Origin of the sequence: Micromonospora sp. CA-263727 (assembly GCF_050942455.1) — a bacterium.
Taxonomy (GTDB): domain Bacteria; phylum Actinomycetota; class Actinomycetes; order Mycobacteriales; family Micromonosporaceae; genus Micromonospora.
In genome coordinates, this window is sequence record NZ_CP192031.1 from 6,863,393 (window position 1) to 6,881,716 (window position 18,324).

The 18,324-nt window shown below is 73.7% G+C and carries 7 protein-coding genes and 2 pseudogenes; 2 read left to right on the plus strand and 7 right to left on the minus strand.

Features of this window, described 5'->3' with window-relative positions:
- Positions 1 to 134 precede the first annotated feature (134 nt).
- Positions 135 to 386 (minus strand): SCO4848 family membrane protein, encoded by a 252-nt coding sequence (locus ACQPYA_RS30255; RefSeq protein ID WP_433530395.1) that lies wholly within the window; start codon positions 384 to 386, stop codon positions 135 to 137.
- 68 nt (positions 387 to 454) lie between these two features.
- Between ACQPYA_RS30255 and ACQPYA_RS30260 the strand changes: the two genes are divergently transcribed.
- On the plus strand, positions 455 to 997 hold the full coding sequence (locus ACQPYA_RS30260; protein ID WP_433530396.1) for a hypothetical protein: 543 nt from the start codon (positions 455 to 457) through the stop codon (positions 995 to 997).
- Between the two features lie 59 nt (positions 998 to 1,056).
- Here ACQPYA_RS30260 and ACQPYA_RS30265 read toward each other — a convergent pair whose 3' ends face one another.
- The 3 genes from ACQPYA_RS30265 to ACQPYA_RS30275 all read right to left on the minus strand — a co-directional run bounded on the left by ACQPYA_RS30265 (position 1,057) and on the right by ACQPYA_RS30275 (position 7,267).
- On the minus strand, positions 1,057 to 1,920 hold the full coding sequence (locus tag ACQPYA_RS30265; RefSeq protein ID WP_433530397.1) for a DUF6406 domain-containing protein: 864 nt from the start codon (positions 1,918 to 1,920) through the stop codon (positions 1,057 to 1,059).
- Between the two features lie 164 nt (positions 1,921 to 2,084).
- Positions 2,085 to 2,951 (minus strand): DUF6406 domain-containing protein, encoded by an 867-nt coding sequence (locus ACQPYA_RS30270; protein WP_433530398.1) that lies wholly within the window; start codon positions 2,949 to 2,951, stop codon positions 2,085 to 2,087.
- A gap of 2 nt (positions 2,952 to 2,953) precedes the next feature.
- Positions 2,954 to 7,267 carry a C2 family cysteine protease gene (locus tag ACQPYA_RS30275; protein ID WP_433533686.1) on the minus strand — a complete coding sequence of 1,438 codons (4,314 nt, stop codon included), beginning with the start codon at positions 7,265 to 7,267 and terminating at the stop codon, positions 2,954 to 2,956.
- An 810-nt stretch (positions 7,268 to 8,077) separates the two neighbouring features.
- On the opposite strand from ACQPYA_RS30275, the gene ACQPYA_RS30280 reads away from it, so the two are divergent.
- A complete protein-coding gene (locus ACQPYA_RS30280) occupies positions 8,078 to 8,473 on the plus strand; it encodes a hypothetical protein (RefSeq protein ID WP_433533687.1) in 396 nt (131 codons plus the stop codon).
- Between the two features lie 2,964 nt (positions 8,474 to 11,437).
- Here ACQPYA_RS30280 and ACQPYA_RS30285 read toward each other — a convergent pair.
- The 3 genes and pseudogenes from ACQPYA_RS30285 to ACQPYA_RS30295 all read right to left on the minus strand — a co-directional run.
- Positions 11,438 to 11,956 (minus strand): annotated as a pseudogene (locus ACQPYA_RS30285) (toxin glutamine deamidase domain-containing protein); the annotation flags it as partial.
- Positions 11,957 to 12,009: 53 nt separating this feature from the next.
- Positions 12,010 to 12,312, minus strand: a complete 303-nt coding sequence (locus ACQPYA_RS30290) for a hypothetical protein (protein WP_433533688.1) — start codon at positions 12,310 to 12,312, stop codon at positions 12,010 to 12,012.
- 1,276 nt (positions 12,313 to 13,588) lie between these two features.
- A pseudogene (locus ACQPYA_RS30295) lies at positions 13,589 to 18,259 on the minus strand (toxin glutamine deamidase domain-containing protein); the annotation flags it as partial.
- Positions 18,260 to 18,324 lie beyond the last annotated feature (65 nt).

Here is an 18,324-nt window from a genome sequence, read left to right on the forward strand (position 1 = left end):
TTACGCGTCCACCGGATTGATCGTCAAGAGTGCCAGCGGTCCCCGTCACACCCCACCATCCGGTCACCGTGCGCTCCGAGATGGACACCGGAACACCAGCACCAGTGGGCAACGGCGGCGAGGCCCGGACAGGCTCAGCGCGTACGCCGGCGGGATGCCTGCCAGGCACGGAGGCCGAGCAGGCCGACGGCCGTGCCGATGGCCAACGAGGCCACGATCAGCAGTGCGTGCACCCAGAGAAAGCCGGTCGGCGGGCCGTCCCCGACCGTACCGGTGGACCAGGACCGCGGGTCCTTCCAGATGGCCACCGCGAACCTCGGCCAGATCACCCAGGTCCAGACGCCGACCCCGGTGAGAAAGACCGCCCAGCCGCGCGACAACACCATGGTCGGCGAGTATGCCAGCGACCTGACCGGGACGGCCGTGGACCGCTCCGGTCGGTACGGTGGGATGCATGACCCCGCCGCTGAGCCGCACCAACGCGGAGGCGCACCTCTACATGGACCTGCATCCCTGCTCGTGCGGGGAGAGCCGGTTTGCCCGGCAGAGCTCCGTCATCGCGCTCGACGACGGCGACCTGGCCAGCCGGTACACCGGCGCGTGCGCGGGCTGCGGCCAGGAACGCGAGTTCACCTTCCGGTTACCGCCGACGATCGGCGGGGCGGGCAGCGGATTCCGTTACGGCGGCGACGAGCCGTCCCAACTTCTCGATCCGGGCGAGTGGCTGCTGGTCGCGGACACGTACGCCGGTCAGGTGCCGGCGGGATCGGCGAGCGGCGAGGACGGACAGCGGGCCCGGGCCGCGCTGACCCGGGCCGTCGCCGCACTGGACGAGGTCGGCAAGTTCATCCCGGCGGGTGGCGACGCCGTTGCACCGGACGCCTTCGACAGCGACCGGGGGCGACAGCTGCACCACCGCGAGCCGGGCCGGTTCCGCAGAGACCGGCTGGCCGCGGTCCGTGAGGCGTACGCCGGCCTGCTGTCACAGCTCGGCTGAACGCACCGGCCCCGTCCCCGGCGGCGCCAGGAGCAGGGCCGGTGGGGTCTGCGCCGGGCTCAGGGCTGCCCGGCCTCGTCGTTGCGGGGGCCGGTGGCGGTGCCGGGCGGCAGGACCTGTGCGGGCGGAAGATGATCGAGTTCCACTGGGGTCAGCCGGCCGACGAATTCGTGCATCGACCAGGCCACCGCGCGCAGCTTCCGTTCCCGCGCGGCCGAGGCGGGCGGACCCGGCGGGCCGACCAGGTCGAGCTCGTGCACGAAGTAGACGCTCTCGTTGCCGGAGTCGGCCGAGACAGCCAGCAGGCCGCCGGACGGGTTCGCGATCACCAGCCAGTCCGGCGACAACCAACGATCCCGATGTACGCGCTGCGCCTGCACCAGATCGAGGGACGGATCCTGCGGGTGCACGCCGAAGAGCGGACGCTCCGGCAGCAGGGTGAAGGGTGCGCCGGGGATGTGGTGTTCGCCCTCGGGCTGCGCGCCGTTGTTTCGGGATTGCCAGTCGCGGTAGCTCGCCGGCAGCCGGACCCCGAGGGTGGTCTCCAACGACCGCAGCTGCGCCTCGTCGAGCTGGCCGTAGGGCCGCAGTCGGGCCGGCTTCCAGAGGCGGCCGGTGGGCGGCTCCAGCACCTCGTTCTCGTCCACCCGCCGGACGGTGACCTCCCACTCGTCCCCGCTGGACATGTCGACATCGGCGAAACGCCAGGTCTCCTCGCCCACCGGAAAGGTCTCACCGAGCGTCACCTCGTAGTGCGGCGACGCTTCGTCCCGGTACGGCATGACGACGATCTCCGCACGCACCGGCGGCCCGACGTCGACCCACCGCACGCCGAGCCGGGCCGGCCCGATGTCGGCCGGCATGTTGTTGGGAATGGCGGTCAGGTGCGTGAACGAGCGCAAGGGTCCGCCGCCGACGCTCATGCCGTCACCTCGCTCCGCTCGGCGTCGGCCTGAGCGTTTTCCGCACTGCGTTGCCGATTCACTCGCTGTCGCTCGCTCATGCCGTCACCTCGCTCCGCCCGGCGTCGGCCTGAGCGTTTCCCCCGCACCGCGCTGCTGGTTCGCTCGCTGAGGCTCGCTCATCCCTATCCGTTCTCGTAGTTGCCGGGATCGGTGGACGTGCCGGGCGGCAGCATCTGCGCCGGAGGAAGGTGGTCCAACTCCTTTGGCGTCAGGCGGCCGACGAATTCGTACATCGACCAGGCCACCGCGCGCAGCTTCCGTTCCCGCACGGCCGAGGCCGGCGGACCCGGCGGACCGACCAGGTCGAGCTCGTGCACGAAGTACACGTTTGCGCTACTCGGCTGCGTCGAAACGACCAGCAGGCCGCCAACGGGATTCGCGATCACCAGCCAGTCCGGCGACAACCAACGATCCCGATGTACGCGCTGCGCCTGCACCAGATCGACGAGCGGATACTGCGGATGCACCCCGAACAGCGGACGCTCCGGCAGTAGCGAGAACGGAACACCGGGAACGTGGTGCTCCACCTCGGGCAGCGCGCCGTTGTTTCGCCGCAGCCATTCCCGGTAGTCCGGCGGCAGCGGATGCCCCAGCGCGGCCTCCGCCGACTGGAGTTGCGCCTCGTCGAGGTGCCCGTACGGCCGCAGCCGGGCCGGCTTCCAGAGATGACCGCTGGGCGGCTCCAGCACCTCGTTCTCGTCCACCCGCCGGACGGTGACCTCCCACTCGTCCTCGCTGGACATGTCGAGATCGGCGAAACGCCAGGTCTCCTCGCCCACCGGAAAGGTCTCGCCGAGCGCGACCTCATGGTGCGGGGACTCGTCGGTCCAGTGCGGCATGACGATGATCTCGGCGCGCACGGGGGGGCCCACATCCACCCATCGCACTCCGAGCCGGGCGTGCCCGATATCGACCGGTATGTTGTTGGGGATCGAAGTGACCTCGGTAAAGGAACGCAACGGCCCTTCTCCCTGTCCTGCCATCGGCATCGTCAGCCGTCCACCATGTCGCACAACGCCGGCTCGGGCGGCAACGTGAAGCCGAGCACGTCCCGGGCGATGCGCTCTGCCTCCGCCCGCACGATCGGCACGGACTCCGCCACGCCCGGCGCGTCGCCGCTGGTCCAGTGGACCGAACGCGGCCCTTGCTCGGAGGACACCACCACGAGCAGCCCGCTCACCGTACCGTCGGGACCGAGCAGGGCATGGTAGTCAACGGTGATCCGCTCGTCGTCGAGGTAGGTGCGCCCCAGCGAGTGCGGACGCGGCCGAGATGGCACGGTTTCCAATGTCTCCGGCCTGCCCGGTGCCGCCGCCACCGGGGGCGGCACCGCGAGGGAGACCGTCGACACGGCAGGCGCCGTCGGCGGGGCGGGCGTCACCCCGTTCTGTGCCGGACCCGCCGCGCCAGCGCCGTCCAGGTGCGCATAGGAACCGCTCGTCAGATCCAGGAAGTCCCGCACGGACATCGGGGCGGGATGATCCCGGTTCCAGGGGTTCCGTAGCCACACCTGACCGTTGGTGGCCGCGATCACCTCGTAGGCGTGGCCAGCGACGAGCCCGAACGGAAGTCGGTTACGGATCGCCTCCGGGTACGCCCGCTTCGGCCTGGTACCGGTGATCACCGGGCTTCCGCTGGCCAGCAACGCCGCCAGTCGCGCCTGCACCACGGCCTCGTGCCCCGGCTGGCCGTCGAAGACGGACGTCCGGCTCGGCGAACCGGTCAGCTGGGTCAGCAGTTCCGCCTGCATCTGGGGGGTGCTGCCGACATGCAGGCGGGCATAGCCGGTGGGTGCTGCCCGCAGCGGGTCGTCCTTGCTGTGCCAGGCACGCCAGGTCGCCTGCCACTGCTGGTGCCGCTGCCCGCTCCAGGTTCGGTCGACCGCCGCCAGCGCCTTCTCCAACAACGAGGCCCACGCCGTGCCGTTCAGGTGCTGGTCGGCATAGGCTGTCTGACCCTGGGCCACGTGCCGTAGCGGCACATCCGGGTGCACGGTGATCCGCAGCCGGCGGCCGGTGGGCACCGTCGCGGCACCCAGCAGCGTGCTCTCGTGCAGCAACACGTCCACCGTGCCATCCGGGTTCGGCTGGAACAGCTGGGCCAGCGACTCCGGCCGATGGCCGGCGACGGCAGCCAGGCTGGCGAGCATCCCGCAGTCACCGAGCATGCCCTGCTGCACCTGCTCGCGGCGGGGCGGGCCGTCGAAGAGTGGCGCGGGTTGCCCGGTTCGGCCATCCCGTGGCCGCCCGTACTCGACGGGGCGTTTGGCGATCGGGTCGGGCAGGGTGACCCGGTCGGCGGCCACGGTCACCTCGCCGCTGGTCATGGTCGGGGTGACCTCGACCCCGACCTCGGGTTCGGCCGGCATCATCGCCCGCAGCGCCTCGGTCAGCGCGTTCGGGACCAGCGCCATCAGCCGAGCGTCGGTCTGGTAGTGGAAGCTGTGCGTGCTGAGCACCGCCATGGCGGCGGGATTCGACCCGTACGCAGCGCGGAAGGTGGCAGCGGCCCGGCTGCGGTCCTCGCTGAGCAGCGCATTCCGGCCGGCCTCGGTGTCCAGGTCGAACGTGGGCGTCGACGCCGTCAGCGAGATCTCCGGTGCGCCGTCGAGGGTGTACGGGCGCAGGTCGAAGCGGCCGGTCAGGTCGACGTAGACGCCCTCGGCGGCGAGCCGGTCGGCCAGCCGTGGGTCGACCTGGCGAATCGGGTCCAGCAGGGCGGGCGGCACCGCGATGATCTGCCCGGCCAGGGCGGGCATCCGGGGCAGCGAGGACTGGCTCCGCTCCCCGTGCACGGCCAGTTCGCGCAGTTTCGTGTCGAGCGCGGCGGCCGGCGGCGGCTGGAAGTCCGGCGCCAGCCGGCTGCGGTAGTCGATCGCGCGGAACCGTTCGACGGTGGTCGGGTCGGGGTTGGCGGCCAGCGCGGCGGCTACCGCGTCGGGCGTGACCGCCGGCACGCTCAGCCGCATCACCTGGGCCCACACCTCGCTCGGCAGGACCGCCAGCCGGGCGTGCGCGTCCGGTGTGCCCCAGCGCAGCCCGAGGCGGTCGACCAGCGAGTCGACCTCGGCCCGCAGCGCCACCCGGGCGGTGGGATCGGCCCGGGCGTACCCGGTGGCCATCAGGCGTAGCTCCGCCAGCCGGCCCCGGTCCCGGGCGGTGAGGCCGGCCGGATCGATCGGCCTCTCGGCGGTGCCCTGGTCGAAGTGCCCGACCTGGGCCGCTCCGGTCTCGTGCCGGGCCAGCAGCTCGGCGGTCTCGTGTGCCGCCGCGCGGTCGACCACGGCGTCGGCGGCCCGGTCGGAGACGGTCAGGGTGAAGGTGCCGTCCAGGTTGCGGGTGGTCTGGGCCACCCGGCCGGCGGCGAGAGGGCCGGCGGTAACCCGGACGCGCAGCGGGTCCAGCCCGGCCGAGCGGAGCTCGAAGACGTCCGGCCCGACGGCGACGACCTGGTCCGCGCCGATCGTCCCGGCGAGGGTGGGCAGCACCAGCCGGGCCCGGTCCAGCACCGCCGTCGGGTCGGCCACCGGCCGGCCCTGACCGTGGAACTCGGAGCCGGGCAGCGCCGCCACGGTGCTCCGGGCCAGCTCGACGTGGGCGTACCCGGGGCTCATCAGGTCGAGGAAGGCGCGCACCGGCATCGACGACGGATGGCTCGAATTCCACGGGTTGCGCAATTGCACCTGGCCGTTCGCCACCGACACGATCTCGTACGCGTGCCCGGGGACGAGCCCGTACGGCGGCTTCCCGTTCGGGTAGGCCGAGGCCGGGCGGGTGCCGGTGATCACCGGACTGCCGGCGGCGAGCAGGTCCGCCAGCCGTGCCTCGGCGTCGGTCTCCCGACCCGGTGTCGAATCGAACTGACTCACCCCGGTCGGCAACCCGGTGAGCTGGGTGAGCAGCTCCGCCTGGACCAGGCGGCTGCTGCCGTTGCCCAGTCGGGCGTAGCCGAGCGGCGCGGCCTGGGCAGGGTCCGTGCCCGGTCGGGCGGTCCACTGCTGCTGCCACTGGTCATGGCGCTGCTGGGTCCAGGTGCGGTCGACCGCGGCGATCGCCTTCTCCAGCAGCGACGCCCAGGCCGTGCCGACCGTCGACTGGTCGGCGTACGCGCTGCGCCCGGTCGAGTTCGGGTGCAGCGGAACGTCGGGCCAGACGGTGACCCGCAGTTGGCGTCCGGTCGGAGTGACCGTCTGCCCCGGCCCGCTGGCCTCGTGTAGCAGCACGTCGACCGAGCCGGCCGGGTTCGGCTGGAACATGCGCGCGATCGTCTCCGGCAGGTGACCGGCGACCGACCCGATCACGGCGATCATGCCGCAGTCGCCGAGCGCGCCCTGCTGCACGTCCTCCCGTTTCGGCGGGCCGTCGAAGAGCGGTGGCGGCTGCCCGGTCCGGGCGTCCAACGCCGGGCCGTAGCGCGGTCCGGGCTTGTTGGGGGCGTCCGGCGGCAGGGTCACCCGGTCGGCCACCACCGTACGGTCGCCGGCCGGGTCGGCAGCCGCTGCGCTCTCCACCGTCACCGCCGGGCCCGGCGATGCGGGGGTGATGCCGCGCAGCGCCTCGGTCAGCACGTCGGGCACCAGACCCATCCACCGGGCCGTCCCCTGGTAGTGGAAGTCGTGGGTGGTGAGCAGGGCGACGCCCGGCCCATTGGGCAGGCCGCGCAGCGCGGCCCGGGAGCGCTGCCGGTCCTCGTGCAACTGGGACTGCCGGCCGGCCTCGGTGGTGAGGTCGTACGCCGGGCGGGCCGCGCCGAGGTCGATCGCCGGCACGCTGGTCACCATGTACGGGCGCAGGTCGTAGCGGCCGGTCAGGTCGACGTAGATCCCCTCGGCGGCGAGCCGGTCGGCGAGTTGCGGATCCACCGCCCGGACCCGGTCGAGCTGCCCGGCGGGTACGGCGATGATCTGCCCGGCGAAGGCGGGCATCCGCGGCATGCTGGACTGCGAGTGTTCGGCCTCGGCGGCCAGTTCCCGCAGCCGGGCGTCCAGGTCGGCCTGCTGCGGCACCTGGAAATCCGGTGCCAGCCGGGATCGATGGTCGATCATCCGGACCCGCTCGACCTCGGTGAGGGTCGGGGCGCCGGCCAGCACCGCCTGCACCGCCGCCGGGGTGATCGAGGGCACGCTGAGCTGCATCAGGTGGGCCAGCACGTCGCGCGGCAGGACCGCCCAGCGGGCTCGGGCGTCGGGGTCACCCACCCGTACGCCGAGGTGGCTGGCGAGGGCGTCGATCTCGGCGCGTACGGCCGGGCGGGTGGCCGGCTCGGCGTCGGCGTACCCGGCGGCGAGCAGCCGGATCTCGGCCATCCGGCCGCGGTCGTGCGCGGTCAGCCCGGCCGGGTCGATCGGGCCCTGCGCGTTGCCCGGGTCCAGCGGGCCGACCAGCGCCCGGCCGGACTCGTGCAGCGCGACCAGCTCCGCCACCTCGTGCGCGAGCGCTCGGGCCACCACACCGTCGACCGCCCGGTCCGACACGGTGACCGTGAAGCTACCGTCGGGCTCCCGGCTCGACCGGGCCACCACACCGTCGGTCAACGGACCGGCGGTGAGCCGCACGGTCAGCGGGTACTGCCCGGCCGTACGGATCTCGAACCGGTCGGGGCCGACCGGGACCACCGCGTCCACCTGGGCGTACGGGGCCACCTGCGGCAGCGCGGTTCGGGCCGTGTCCAGCACCGCCGCCGGGTCGGCGGCCGGCCGGCCCAGGCCGTGGAAGGTGGAGCCCGGAACGGCACTGGCGGTGATCGAGCCGTCCGTCGATACGCTGCCGTCATGGCCACGCCCGCCGAGCTCTACGCCGCCATCCTCGCCGACCCGGACGACCTCGATCTGCGCCGGCGGTACGCCAACGCGATCGAGGGCACCGACCCCGAGCACGCCGAGCTGATCCGTCTCGACCTGGCGGGCATCGACGGGACCCGGGAGGCCATCCTGCTGCACCGGCGGGTCAGCCAGCGGCTCGCCGCGCCGGTCGCCCACCTGCTCGTCGACTGGCAGGTGCGCAACGGCCTCGTCGAGTCGGTCACCATGACGGCCCGCGCCTTCGTCGATCACGCCGACGAGGTCTGGGCCAATCTCCCCGTCCGGTATCTGGTGCTGGTCGAGGCCGCCGCGCTGATGCCGGGCGTGGCCGGTGTCGCCGCCCTCGGTCGCCTGGTCGCCCTCGACCTGCGCGGCAATCCGATCGGCGACGACGGGCTCGCCGCGCTGGTCGGTTCCCCGCACCTGGGCCGGCTGCGTTGGCTGGGCCTGGCCCGCTGCGGCATCGGGCCGGCCGGGGCCGAGGCGCTCGCCGCGTCCCGGAACCTGCCCGCCCTGCGCTACGTCGACCTGCGGCGTAATCCCGTCGAGGTCACCGCCCAGGGGCGCGGACAGGACATCAACGGCGGCCCCACCGAGGTCGAGCTGCCCCCGCTCGGCCGGGATCTGGTCGCCCGGTACGGAGCGCTGCCCTGGCTCGACGAGCAGTGGGGTTGGAGACCGTACGGCGTCGTCCTGTGGGACGAGGTCTGACGGCGGGTCCGACGGCGCGGGGCCGCCGTCGGCGGGCCCGCTCGGCGACGGCACCGGCGGCGCGCCCCGGTTCGCCTCGGCGATCCGCTGTGCGTGGAACCGGATGCTCGGCCCGATACCCCGCGAGTCGTCCGGCAGCGCTCTGGCCTGACGCGTCACCGCCTCCCCGACGGTGTCGTCGACCTCGGCCAGCAGCGCACCGGCCACGCTGGCTCCGCCGAGGACGCGCAGTTGGCCGGTGGCGTCGCGCAGCCCCAGCACGTCGGGGGCGGGGTTCCTCCTGGCGGTGGGCGGCCCCTCGATGGCCGTGAGGTCCACCTCGGACAGCAGCGCGTGCACGCCGCCGGGAAGTCGGGGCTCCTGCCCGATGGAAAGGACCACCCGGTCGTAGACCTGCTCGGTGCCGTCGGTGAAGCGCACCAGAAGCGCCCCGTCGACCGTGTGCCGGACGGCGACGATCTCACGCAACGACATGTCCGCCACCCGGGCCTGGGCCGCGTCCGAGTACGCCCCGAGGCCGGGCAGGGTGTTGCGCCGGTTGTAACCGCCGCTGAAGCTGTACTCCAGTCGGGCCTGCGCATCCACTACGGGGTCGCCCGTCACCCGCGCGGGCGGCAGCTCCCGGGCCTGGGCCGACCAGTCGATGCGTCCCGCCGCCGAGGCCGCGGCCTGCTCGATGTCCCACGCGCCGGAGGCCCCCGCGCCGTAGACCAGCACGCGGTCCCCGGCACGGTAGGCGTCGGCCAGGTTCTGCCCGCCGAAGTCGACGGGTGGCGCGGCGGGGCGGGGATCGTTGAACGAGCCGTCCGGGGAATGGCCCAGTCGGGCTGCCACCCCGTCGGGCAGCGCGCCGGGGTCCACCGGTCCGCCGGCCGGGTCGAAGACCTGCCCGGTCGAGGGGTCGACGGCATAGCCGGAGACCGGGTCGGCCACCAGCGGATCGGTCAGCCGACCGGCGAGGTCCGTCAGCAGCGGCAGGTCCGCGATGTTCGGGCCGGTGCCACCGAGGACGGCTCGCGCAGCCGGGGGCAGGGCGTCCGGGTCGACCGGGGAGCCGTCGGGGGCGCGGAACACCGGCGTGGGACCGGAGCGGTCGACACGGTAGCCGGTCGTCGGGTCGGCGTACTGGGAGGTGGTGGTGGCCGGTGCGCTCGGCACCCGGGAGGGCCCCGGCCCGGTGGCCACGTCGACCGACGCGGTGAAGAAGTCCCGTCCGCCGACGGTCACCCGGAAGTTGGCGCCGTCGGGCCAGCCCGCGGCGTCGGCGGGGCGGGGGGTGATCCCGGTCGCCATGCCCTGGTAGGTCGGCATCCCGGTCAACGCCCGTGCGGCACCCACCGCGTCGGCGAAGACATCGGAGGGGGTGAACTGGGTGCCCTGCTCGGCCAGGTCGGCCGGCTGGAACGGCAGCCCGGGAAGTTCCAGCTCCGACGGGATCTGCCCCATCAGCAGGGCCTGCCGTTCCGCCCACGGGTCGTGGCCCTGCGACACGCAGAGCACCGGCGGGAGCCCGGCGCCGGTGTCGCCGGCCGCGCCCATGGTGACGAAGTCGGCGGTGGCGGCCCAGCCGCCCCCGATCACGAGCCGGCCGAAGACGTGGTCGGGGGCGGCGGCCAGTTCCGCGTCCACCCGGGCGGTGAGCGCGAGGTCGGCCTCGTCGCGTAGGGCGGTGGCCTGCTGTGCCCAGGTACGGGCCTCGGCGCGGATCGCCGACTGTGCCGCCCGAAGGTCCGCGACGAGTTGTTGCCCGTCGCCGTGTGCCAGCCCGATCAGGCTTTCGAGCTGCGGGGCGACCGGGCCGAGGTGGCTCCGGATCAGGTCGAGCCGGGCCTGGGCCGCCGCCGGCCCGACCACCGGCACGTTGCTGTCGAGGTCGTGCACCGCGTGCGTCGGATCCTGCTCCAGCAGGCCGGCGGCGACGAGCAGGCTCAACGCCTCGGCGCGCAGTTGGCCAGCCTGGGCCGGATCGGCCGTGGTCGTGCTGTCGGCGAGCACGACCCGCAGGTCGGCGAGGTGGCCGATGTCCCGCGCGGTGAGGACGCGGTTGCCGCCACCCTCCGGCCGGGCGCCCTCGGCAAGCGCGGCGGTGGCGTCGACGCGCAGCCCGCTGGCCCGGTCCTGGGCGACCGTGTCCGCCTCGGCCAGCATCGCGGCCACGGCTCGCCGGATGTGATCGGGGTGCGCCCCGGTGGACACCTGCACCACGGCACCGTCGGCGGTGTGCTGGATGGTGGCGACCGGCGCGACGGGGGCGTCCGCCCGGGGGTCGGTCAGTTCGATGCGTACCTGCTGCGGGCCCTCGGGGGTGTCCAGGGTGACGGTCGCGGTGGCCGGGTCGACGCTCGCCCCCTCGGGCAGCGGCCCGGTGGTCAGCGCCGCCTGGACGGCTTGCGCGGTGCGGCCGGGGTCGGCGTCGAGCAGCGCGCCGCCGAAGGTGGTACCGGCGGCGGCCCGGCGTAGGTCGGGTCCGTCGGCGGCGGTCGCGTCGGGATCAGCTCCGGGGGGCCCGGTCGGGCCGTCGGGATCCGTCAGCCCGTCGGTTCCGCCTCGGGCCAGACCTGTCGGCCCTTGATCCGGCCCTCGCGTCGTGCCTGGGCGTACTCCTCCATCACCCGCCGGGGTGGCAGGCTGGAGTGGACCGTGATCACTCCCGACCGGTCGATGATGTAGCTCCCCTGGCCCACGTGCATCCCCGAGGCCCGCTCCTGCTCCGAGAGCCTCTCCCGGGCCAGCCAGCCGAACTCGAACTCCCGGAGCACGATCGGATTCCGGGTCCCAAGCAGCCGGCTGATCAGTGTCAGCGCCTCGTCCTCGGTCAACTCGCCCCTCTCCGTCAGGCACCATCATCGCCCAGAGGGCATGGGATTCCCGCACGTCGGCGGCCGGCATGTCCACCGACGCCGTCCCGCTCTGGGGATCCCACCACACCGGCGCGTCGGCGTCGGCCGGGAAGACGATCACGAAGGCGTGTGAGCCGTCCACCTCGGGCCGGCCGGCTTCGTCGAGGACGACGTTCCCGGCGGCGTCGAGGTACAGCCAGTCGGACACCACCAGCGCCGACGCCCCCGGTCCGGCCTCCGCCACCAGCTGGTAGAGATCGGCGTACTGCGCGGCCACCGCATCGGCACGGGCCGACAGGTCGGCGGGGAGGTTGTCGGGCCCGCCGATCCACTCCCCGCCGATCCACGCCTCGGCCCGGTTCAGACCGCCCCGCTCACCGGAGACCCGGTCGACCGAGCCGTCGTCGAGCCGATCCGGCCAGCGCGGCATCGACACCTGCGGGTCACCGTGGAAGCTGGCCAGCGCCGCCAGCGAGCTGTCGACGCAGTTGTTGCCCCGGCCCGGCTGGTCCGGCCCACCGTCGTTGACCAACTGGCCGTACGGGTGGGTGGACGGATCCGCGAAGACCGCGTACCCCTGCGGGGTGGCCAGGGTCGCGGCCAGGTCGCCCTGGAAACGGGGGTCCTCCAGCGGCGCCAGCACACCCGGCCCGAACCGCCGGCCCTCCGGCAGCGACAGCTCGGACCCGGGATCGCTCAGGTCGCCCGGCGGCAGATCTCCGTCAACTCGGCCTCCGTCGGCAGCGGAACCGTCGTGAAGCGCGTTGTCTCGCGTTCCGCCGCCGCCCGGTCGACCCGCTGGACCTCGTGACGCTCCGGATTCGCCCAGAGGATCGCCGCCGCCACGTCCGGACGGAACGTCCAGGCGTCCGTCGACCGGTCCCAGATCACCGCCTGGGTCGGCCCCGCGCTCTCCGCCTCCGCGATCAGGTTGACCGGCGGGCCGGTCGGGTCGTCCGGTCTCCGGAGGAGGAAGTAGCCGAACGTCAGCGTCGCCATGCACGCCCCCCATCAGGTCGAGGTCCAGACCGGGCAGGTCGGACGCCGTCAATCCTCGCTCGGCGAGCATGTCGGCGAACGTCTGGCCCTGCTGCCCGAGCCAGTCGAGGTACGAATCGCGGACGCTCGCCTGCCGGGGTGACGCCATCCACTTGGCGAAGCTGGTGTCCTTCGGCGTCTCGAACCGCGCGGTCGCCATCCCGCCCGGCATGCTCGCCGCGATGCCGTTGGCCTTGTTGATCGCGAGGATGTCGAGGAAGGCGTGTACCCGGGCGGCCGGCGACTGCGCCGGGTCGCGCATCACCTCGTACGCCCCGTGGGTCTGCTTGCCGATGGCGTAGCTGGTCGCGGTCGGGAACTGCAACTCGAAGCTGCGCCCGGTCGGTGACGTCAGGGTGCAGTTCAGACCGAAGAAGCGGTTGCCGGGGTGCCAGAAGCTCTTCAGGTCGGTGACCTGATAACCCTGCGCCTCCAACGCGGACAGGACCGCGTCCACCGCCGGCCCGTACGCCTCGGACTCCGGTCCGCGTACGGAGAACCGCACCACGTCGTTGACGGTCTCCAGCGCCGCCCCGATGTCGTAGCCGAGCGGCTCCAGCTCGGTACGGAACTTGCGAGCCAGGGATTCCGCGCCCTTGACGCGGTGCTCCTCGCCGAGGGTGCTCAGCACATCCTCGCCGGTCAGCCCGAGCCGCGCGTTCACGTCGGTGTTGACGTCGTGCAGGTCCGCCAGGATCTGGTCGGCATCCTGCCGCGCCACGGTCAGCGCGTCGAGCAGGGTTGCCTGGTCCGGTTCCGGGAGCCCGTCGAGATAGCGGTTGTCCGCCGGGTCGGCGTTGTTCAGCCCGTCGGATCCGGTGCCGGCCAGACCTGCCAGCCGGTGATCCGTCCCTCCCGCCGGGCCGCCGCGTACCGTTTCATGATCAGTGGTGGTGGCAGGCTGGGATGCGCGGTCACCACCCCCGTCTGGTCGATGATGAAGACCCCCTGGCCCAGTTGCCGGCCCTGGGTCCGTTGCGGCGAGGACAGCGTCTCCTGGGCTGCCCAGCCGAACTCGAACGGGAAGACCGCTACCGGGTTGTCCGTCCCGAGCAGCCTGGTCATCAGCTGCCGGGCTTCCTCCCTGCTCATCGGCATGGCCGGGCTGCACCTCCATCGACCACAGGTTGTGCGTCAGTCCAACATAGTCCCCGGGTAGGGGGTCGGTGGTGGTGCTGCCGAACTGGGGATCCCACCACACCGGCCCCGCGGCGTCCTGCGGGAAGACGAGCAGGAACACGTGCTGGGCGGCGCCCTGCACGTGACCGTCCGCGTCGACCAGCGGGGCACCGGTGTTCTCGTCGATCCGGAGCCACTCGACGGCGACGACCGCGGCCGAGCCCGGCCCCGCGTCCCGGACGTTCTGGTAGAGCTGCTCGTACCGGTCGGCCACCGCGTCGGAGCGCTCGTCGGGCGTACGGGGCATCGAGTCGTTGTCGCCGGTCCAGTCCCCGCCGATCCAGCTCGCTACCCGGTCAAAGCCAGCCAGCTCGCCCAGCTCGGTGTCGAGGGAACCGTCGTCGAGCCGGTCCGGCCAGCGCGGGTGGGACACCTGCGGATCGCCGTAGAAGCTGGCCAGCGCCGCAAGCACGTTGTCGACGCAGTTGTTGCTCCGCCCCGGCTGGTCCGGGCCGCCGTCGTTGACCAGTTGGCCGTACGGGTGGGTGGACGGATCCGCGAGAACGGCGTACCCGTCGGGTGTCCGCAGGCTGTCCGCGATGTCGTCCTGATAGCGGGCGTTCTCCAACGGTGCCAGTTGGTCCGGCCCGAACTGGCGGGTGTCCGGCATCGGCCAACCCTGCATGTCGGGCCAGGCACCCGGGTCGGGATCCCCCTCGACGTTCTGATCGCCGCCCGTCACGTCCGGGCCCGTCACGTCCGAGTTGGTCGGGTCCGAGTTGGCACCGGGTCGGCCGGCCGGCGGTGGCTGCGTGTCCGGCTGTTCGACGGTCGTGGCCGCTGGCGCGGAGCCGGGTGCGGTCGAGGTCGGCGGTGCCGGTGGCCGGGTGTCGGCGTCCGTCACCGACGGCCGGACCGGGTCGCCCTCGGCGTCGAGCACGATCGACCAGACGTCGCCCACCCGGTCGGCGTGCACCGGGTCGGTGTCGGAGAGCAGCTGGTTCTGGCCGTCGAGCCAGATGATGGTGCCGTCGTGGTTGACCGCGTTCCAGGTGTGTGCGCCGTTGCCGTCCGCCTGAGTGGTGACGATCAGCGCCGCCGAGCCGGGACCGGCCGCACGGAGCGCCTCGGCGATCGCGTCCAGCCCGGTGCTGCCGGCGCCCTGGTGGGCGAAGCTGGCCCGCAGCGCCTGCTCCTGCCGCGCGGTGCTGCCCAGCTCCACCTCCGCCGACGGAGCCGTCGGCGCCGCCACCTCGGGCCGGCCGAACCAGGTCGCCAGGACGGAGAGCCCGACGTCCGCGCAGTTGTTGTCGCGCCCGGGGACGGTCGGCCCGCCGTCGTTGACCAGCCCGGCCCACTGCCCGACGCGGGGATCCGGGTGCACGAGCGGGCGGCCGGTTGCCGGATCCTGCGGCACGGCCGCATCGAGCGCCTGCTGGTCGGCCTGCGCCGGGGGGACCAGCCCGTCCGGGCGGCCGTACGGCCGGTTGTCGCTCAGCGGCGGGCCGGTGCCGACCACGCCCGGCACCGGCGGCTGGTAGGTCGTGGCGTCCCGCTCCGGGTCCACGATCGGCTCGACGTTGAACTGCGGCAGGAAGTGCGCGCACGAGCGGCACGGCGGACGGTGGTGGCCGAGCTGGTAGCTGATGTCGTCCTGCCGGGCCGGCTTGACCTGGTGCGTGAGGATCTTGGCACCCTGGAAGGCGTCCAGCGCGTACTGCTCGAAGGTGCCGGGTTCGCCCGCGTCCCGCCACTGCTGTTCGAGCTGATAGAGCTGGTCGGAGACCAGGGCCACCTCGGCGCACTTGCCGTGCCCGCTGCCGGTGCCGTCGGGCAACGCCGCCTGCGTCCGGTCCAGCGCGGCCTGTGCGAGCGGATGGACGGCCGGCTGGGTTGCCGGATTGGTGCCCTTGTTGGCCGTCATGCTGGTGTGCGTCGTGATCTCGCCGTTGGGCATCAGCAGCGCGCCGGCGGTGCCGGGCTGCTTGGCCCGGGAGATCGTCGTGTCCTTGACCGCAGTCCGGGCGGCCTCGGCCAGCGTCCGCGACGCCTCGATCAGGGCGCGCTCCGCGTCCGGACCACTGGGGTCACCGTCGACCGTTGTGGGATCCAGCTGCCAGCTGTGCGTACCGCGGCCGGTCGGCCCCTCCGACCGCCGGAGGGTCTCCGGGTTCACCCGGCCCGGGTCGGCGCCGGGTGCGGTCGGGCCACCGGGGAGGGTGGTCCCGGTACTGCCCGGCACCGGGACGACGACCGGCCCGTCGGTGGCGGGCCGCTGGGATGGGTCCGACCGGTCCGCCGCCGGGCCGGCGACGCCGTCCGGGTTCCCGGGCGCGGTGGTGGTCGTCGGGTCGGTGCCCGCGCTCTGCGCCGGCACCGCCGGAGCGAGCGGGTCGACCGGCGTACGCCCCTCCGGCCGGCCACCGGCGGGCGGACCGCCCGGCTGGCTCGCGGTGCCCGGCTGCGCCGGCGTGCCCTGGGCTGGCGTGCCCTGGGCTGGTGCCGGGGTGCCTGGCTGCTGCGTGGGCCCGGTCTGCTGGGTGGTGACGCCGGGCTGGGCGGGGTTGGTCGAGGTGGCCGGCGCCAGCGAGACCGAACCCGCCGTGTTCGCCGCCGTCGTGGTGACCGGCGGACGGGCCGGTGCCGGTTGCGTGCTGGTGTTACCGGTGCCGGGCTGGGTATTCGTGCCCGCTGCCGGCGTCCCCGTCGTGGCCGGCGCGTTGGCGGGCGTCCCGGTCGTGGCCGATACGTTGGCGGTGGGCGTCACCTGCGGGGCGGTCTGCGTACCGGGCGTCACCTGTGGCGCGGTCGGCGGGCCGGGAGTCGTCGGGGCTGCGGGGCCGGTCGGGGTGACGTTGCCCGGCGTCGGCCCGACCACCGTGGCGGCGGGCGCACCGGGCAGGACCATCGGCGGCGCGTCCGAGGCCAACGGATCGGTCCCGGTGTCGGGCGGGCGGTCCCCGGCACGGTCGGCCGGGCCAGCTGCGGCGAAGTCGGTCGTGGGGCCGGCGACCACGGTGCGACCGGTGCCGGTCGACGCGTCGACGGGCGTGGTCGGGGTAGTGGTGTCCCTGGATGTGGTCGTATCCCGGTTTGTGGTGGTGTCGCCGGATGTGGTGGTGTCGCCGGTCGCGGCCGGGGTGCTCGTGGCGGCGGGCGTGGATCGGTCCGTCGTCGCCCCGCTGCCGCCCTGATCGGCCGAGCCGGTCGCGGAACGGTCGGTGCCGGGCGCGTCGGTGACCGGTGTGCCCCGGTCACCTGCCGTACCGCTCGGATCGGCATCCACGGTCGGGCCGGCCGGCACCGGCGTGCCCTCGGCGGACGCCCGGCCGGCGGTCGTGGACGCGTCGTCGGTCGGGGCCGGAGTGGCGGTCGCGTCGTCGGCGCGCGGTGCGCCGTCGACCGAGGTCGGGTCGTTGACCACGCTGGCCAGGCCAACCCCGTCGGTGGTGGTGGCCCCGGTGGTGGCGCCGTCGACCGGCGGCGGCGCGAGGCTGATCGAGCCCGACCCGCTGTCCGGTACCGCGCTCGCGCTGTTCTGGGTCGCCCCACCGCCGGTGTCGGTGTTTCCGGTGCCGGAGGTGTCAACCGGGCCGCTGGAACTGCCGGAGCCACCCGATCCGGACCCGCCGGAACCCGAGGTCGAGCCGTTGCCGCCGGTGGCACCGGTCCCCGTCGAGGAACCGCCACCCGTGCCGTCGGCACCGCCGAGGTTGCCGAGATTGCCGAGGCCGTTCGCGCCACCGACCCCCAGGGACGGGTCGATCCCGCCTGCGCCGAGACCGGCACCGGGCGTGAACGAGACGCCGATCCTGTCGAGACCGAGGTTGGTGACCCTCGCCGCCAGGTTGCCGCTGGCGCTGCCGGCCAGGGTCGCCCCGGTGCGGCCCGCGCCGCTGGCGAACCCGCCGAGGAAGGCGTCCGCGCCGGGCAGGACGAACTGCTGGTTGACGCTGGCGTTGGCGAGCACGCTCGCGGCCGGGGAAATGATCGCGTTCTGTGCGCCGGAGGCGATGCTGTTGCTGCCCCAGCGGACCAGACCGCCGCCCGGGAAGGTCAACCGGGACGGGCTGAACGAGAACGGCATCCGGGGCGCCGCCCGCCGGCCAGCCCAGTGCATGCCGGTGCCGAGCACGGCCCCGTAGGCACCGCCCACGCCTGCGGTGAGCGTCCGCCGGCTGTCCCACTCCCGCCGCTCGCCGCTGCGCATCTGGTACGCCTGGGCGCCCACGTCGATGATCAGCTCCTCGCCGATCTCTTCGAGCAGTTCCAGGCCGAGCCGGTTCAGTCCCTGCCGGAAGCCCTGGCTCGTGACGAACTGCCCCAGTCTCGTCCCGGCGAGCCGCAGTGCCGACTGCATCCCGGCCCGGGTGAGCAGTTGCCGACCCATCTGAGCGATGAGCCGGCGGAAGGCGACCGTCACGGCCTGCCGACCGGCCGCCAGGATGCCCGGGATCGCACCCGCCGAGACCCCGCCGAGCCAGGCCATCAGCAGTGCGACGAAGACCGCGATCACGGTGATGATGACCGCGATCAGCACGGTCAGCTTGGCGTACTCGATCTCCAGGGCCGCCTGGTCGCAGCCGGTGGCGTACGCGGCGGCGATCTCCTGGATCAGCGGCAGGCCGGTGTTCGGGTCGACCCCGATCTGGTTCCACAGCCCACCGAACGCCTCGCCGGCCCCGCCGCCCCAGCTTTGTAGGATCTTCATGACCGCCGGGTCGGCCTCGGCCAGCGTCTCGCTGACCAGGTCGGACACCGCCTGCCAGTTGTCGGCAAGCTCGCGCATCCGGTCCTCGTCGCCGGTGGGCCACGCCTCGCCTGCGCTCACCCAGCAGATGGCGTCCCAGACCC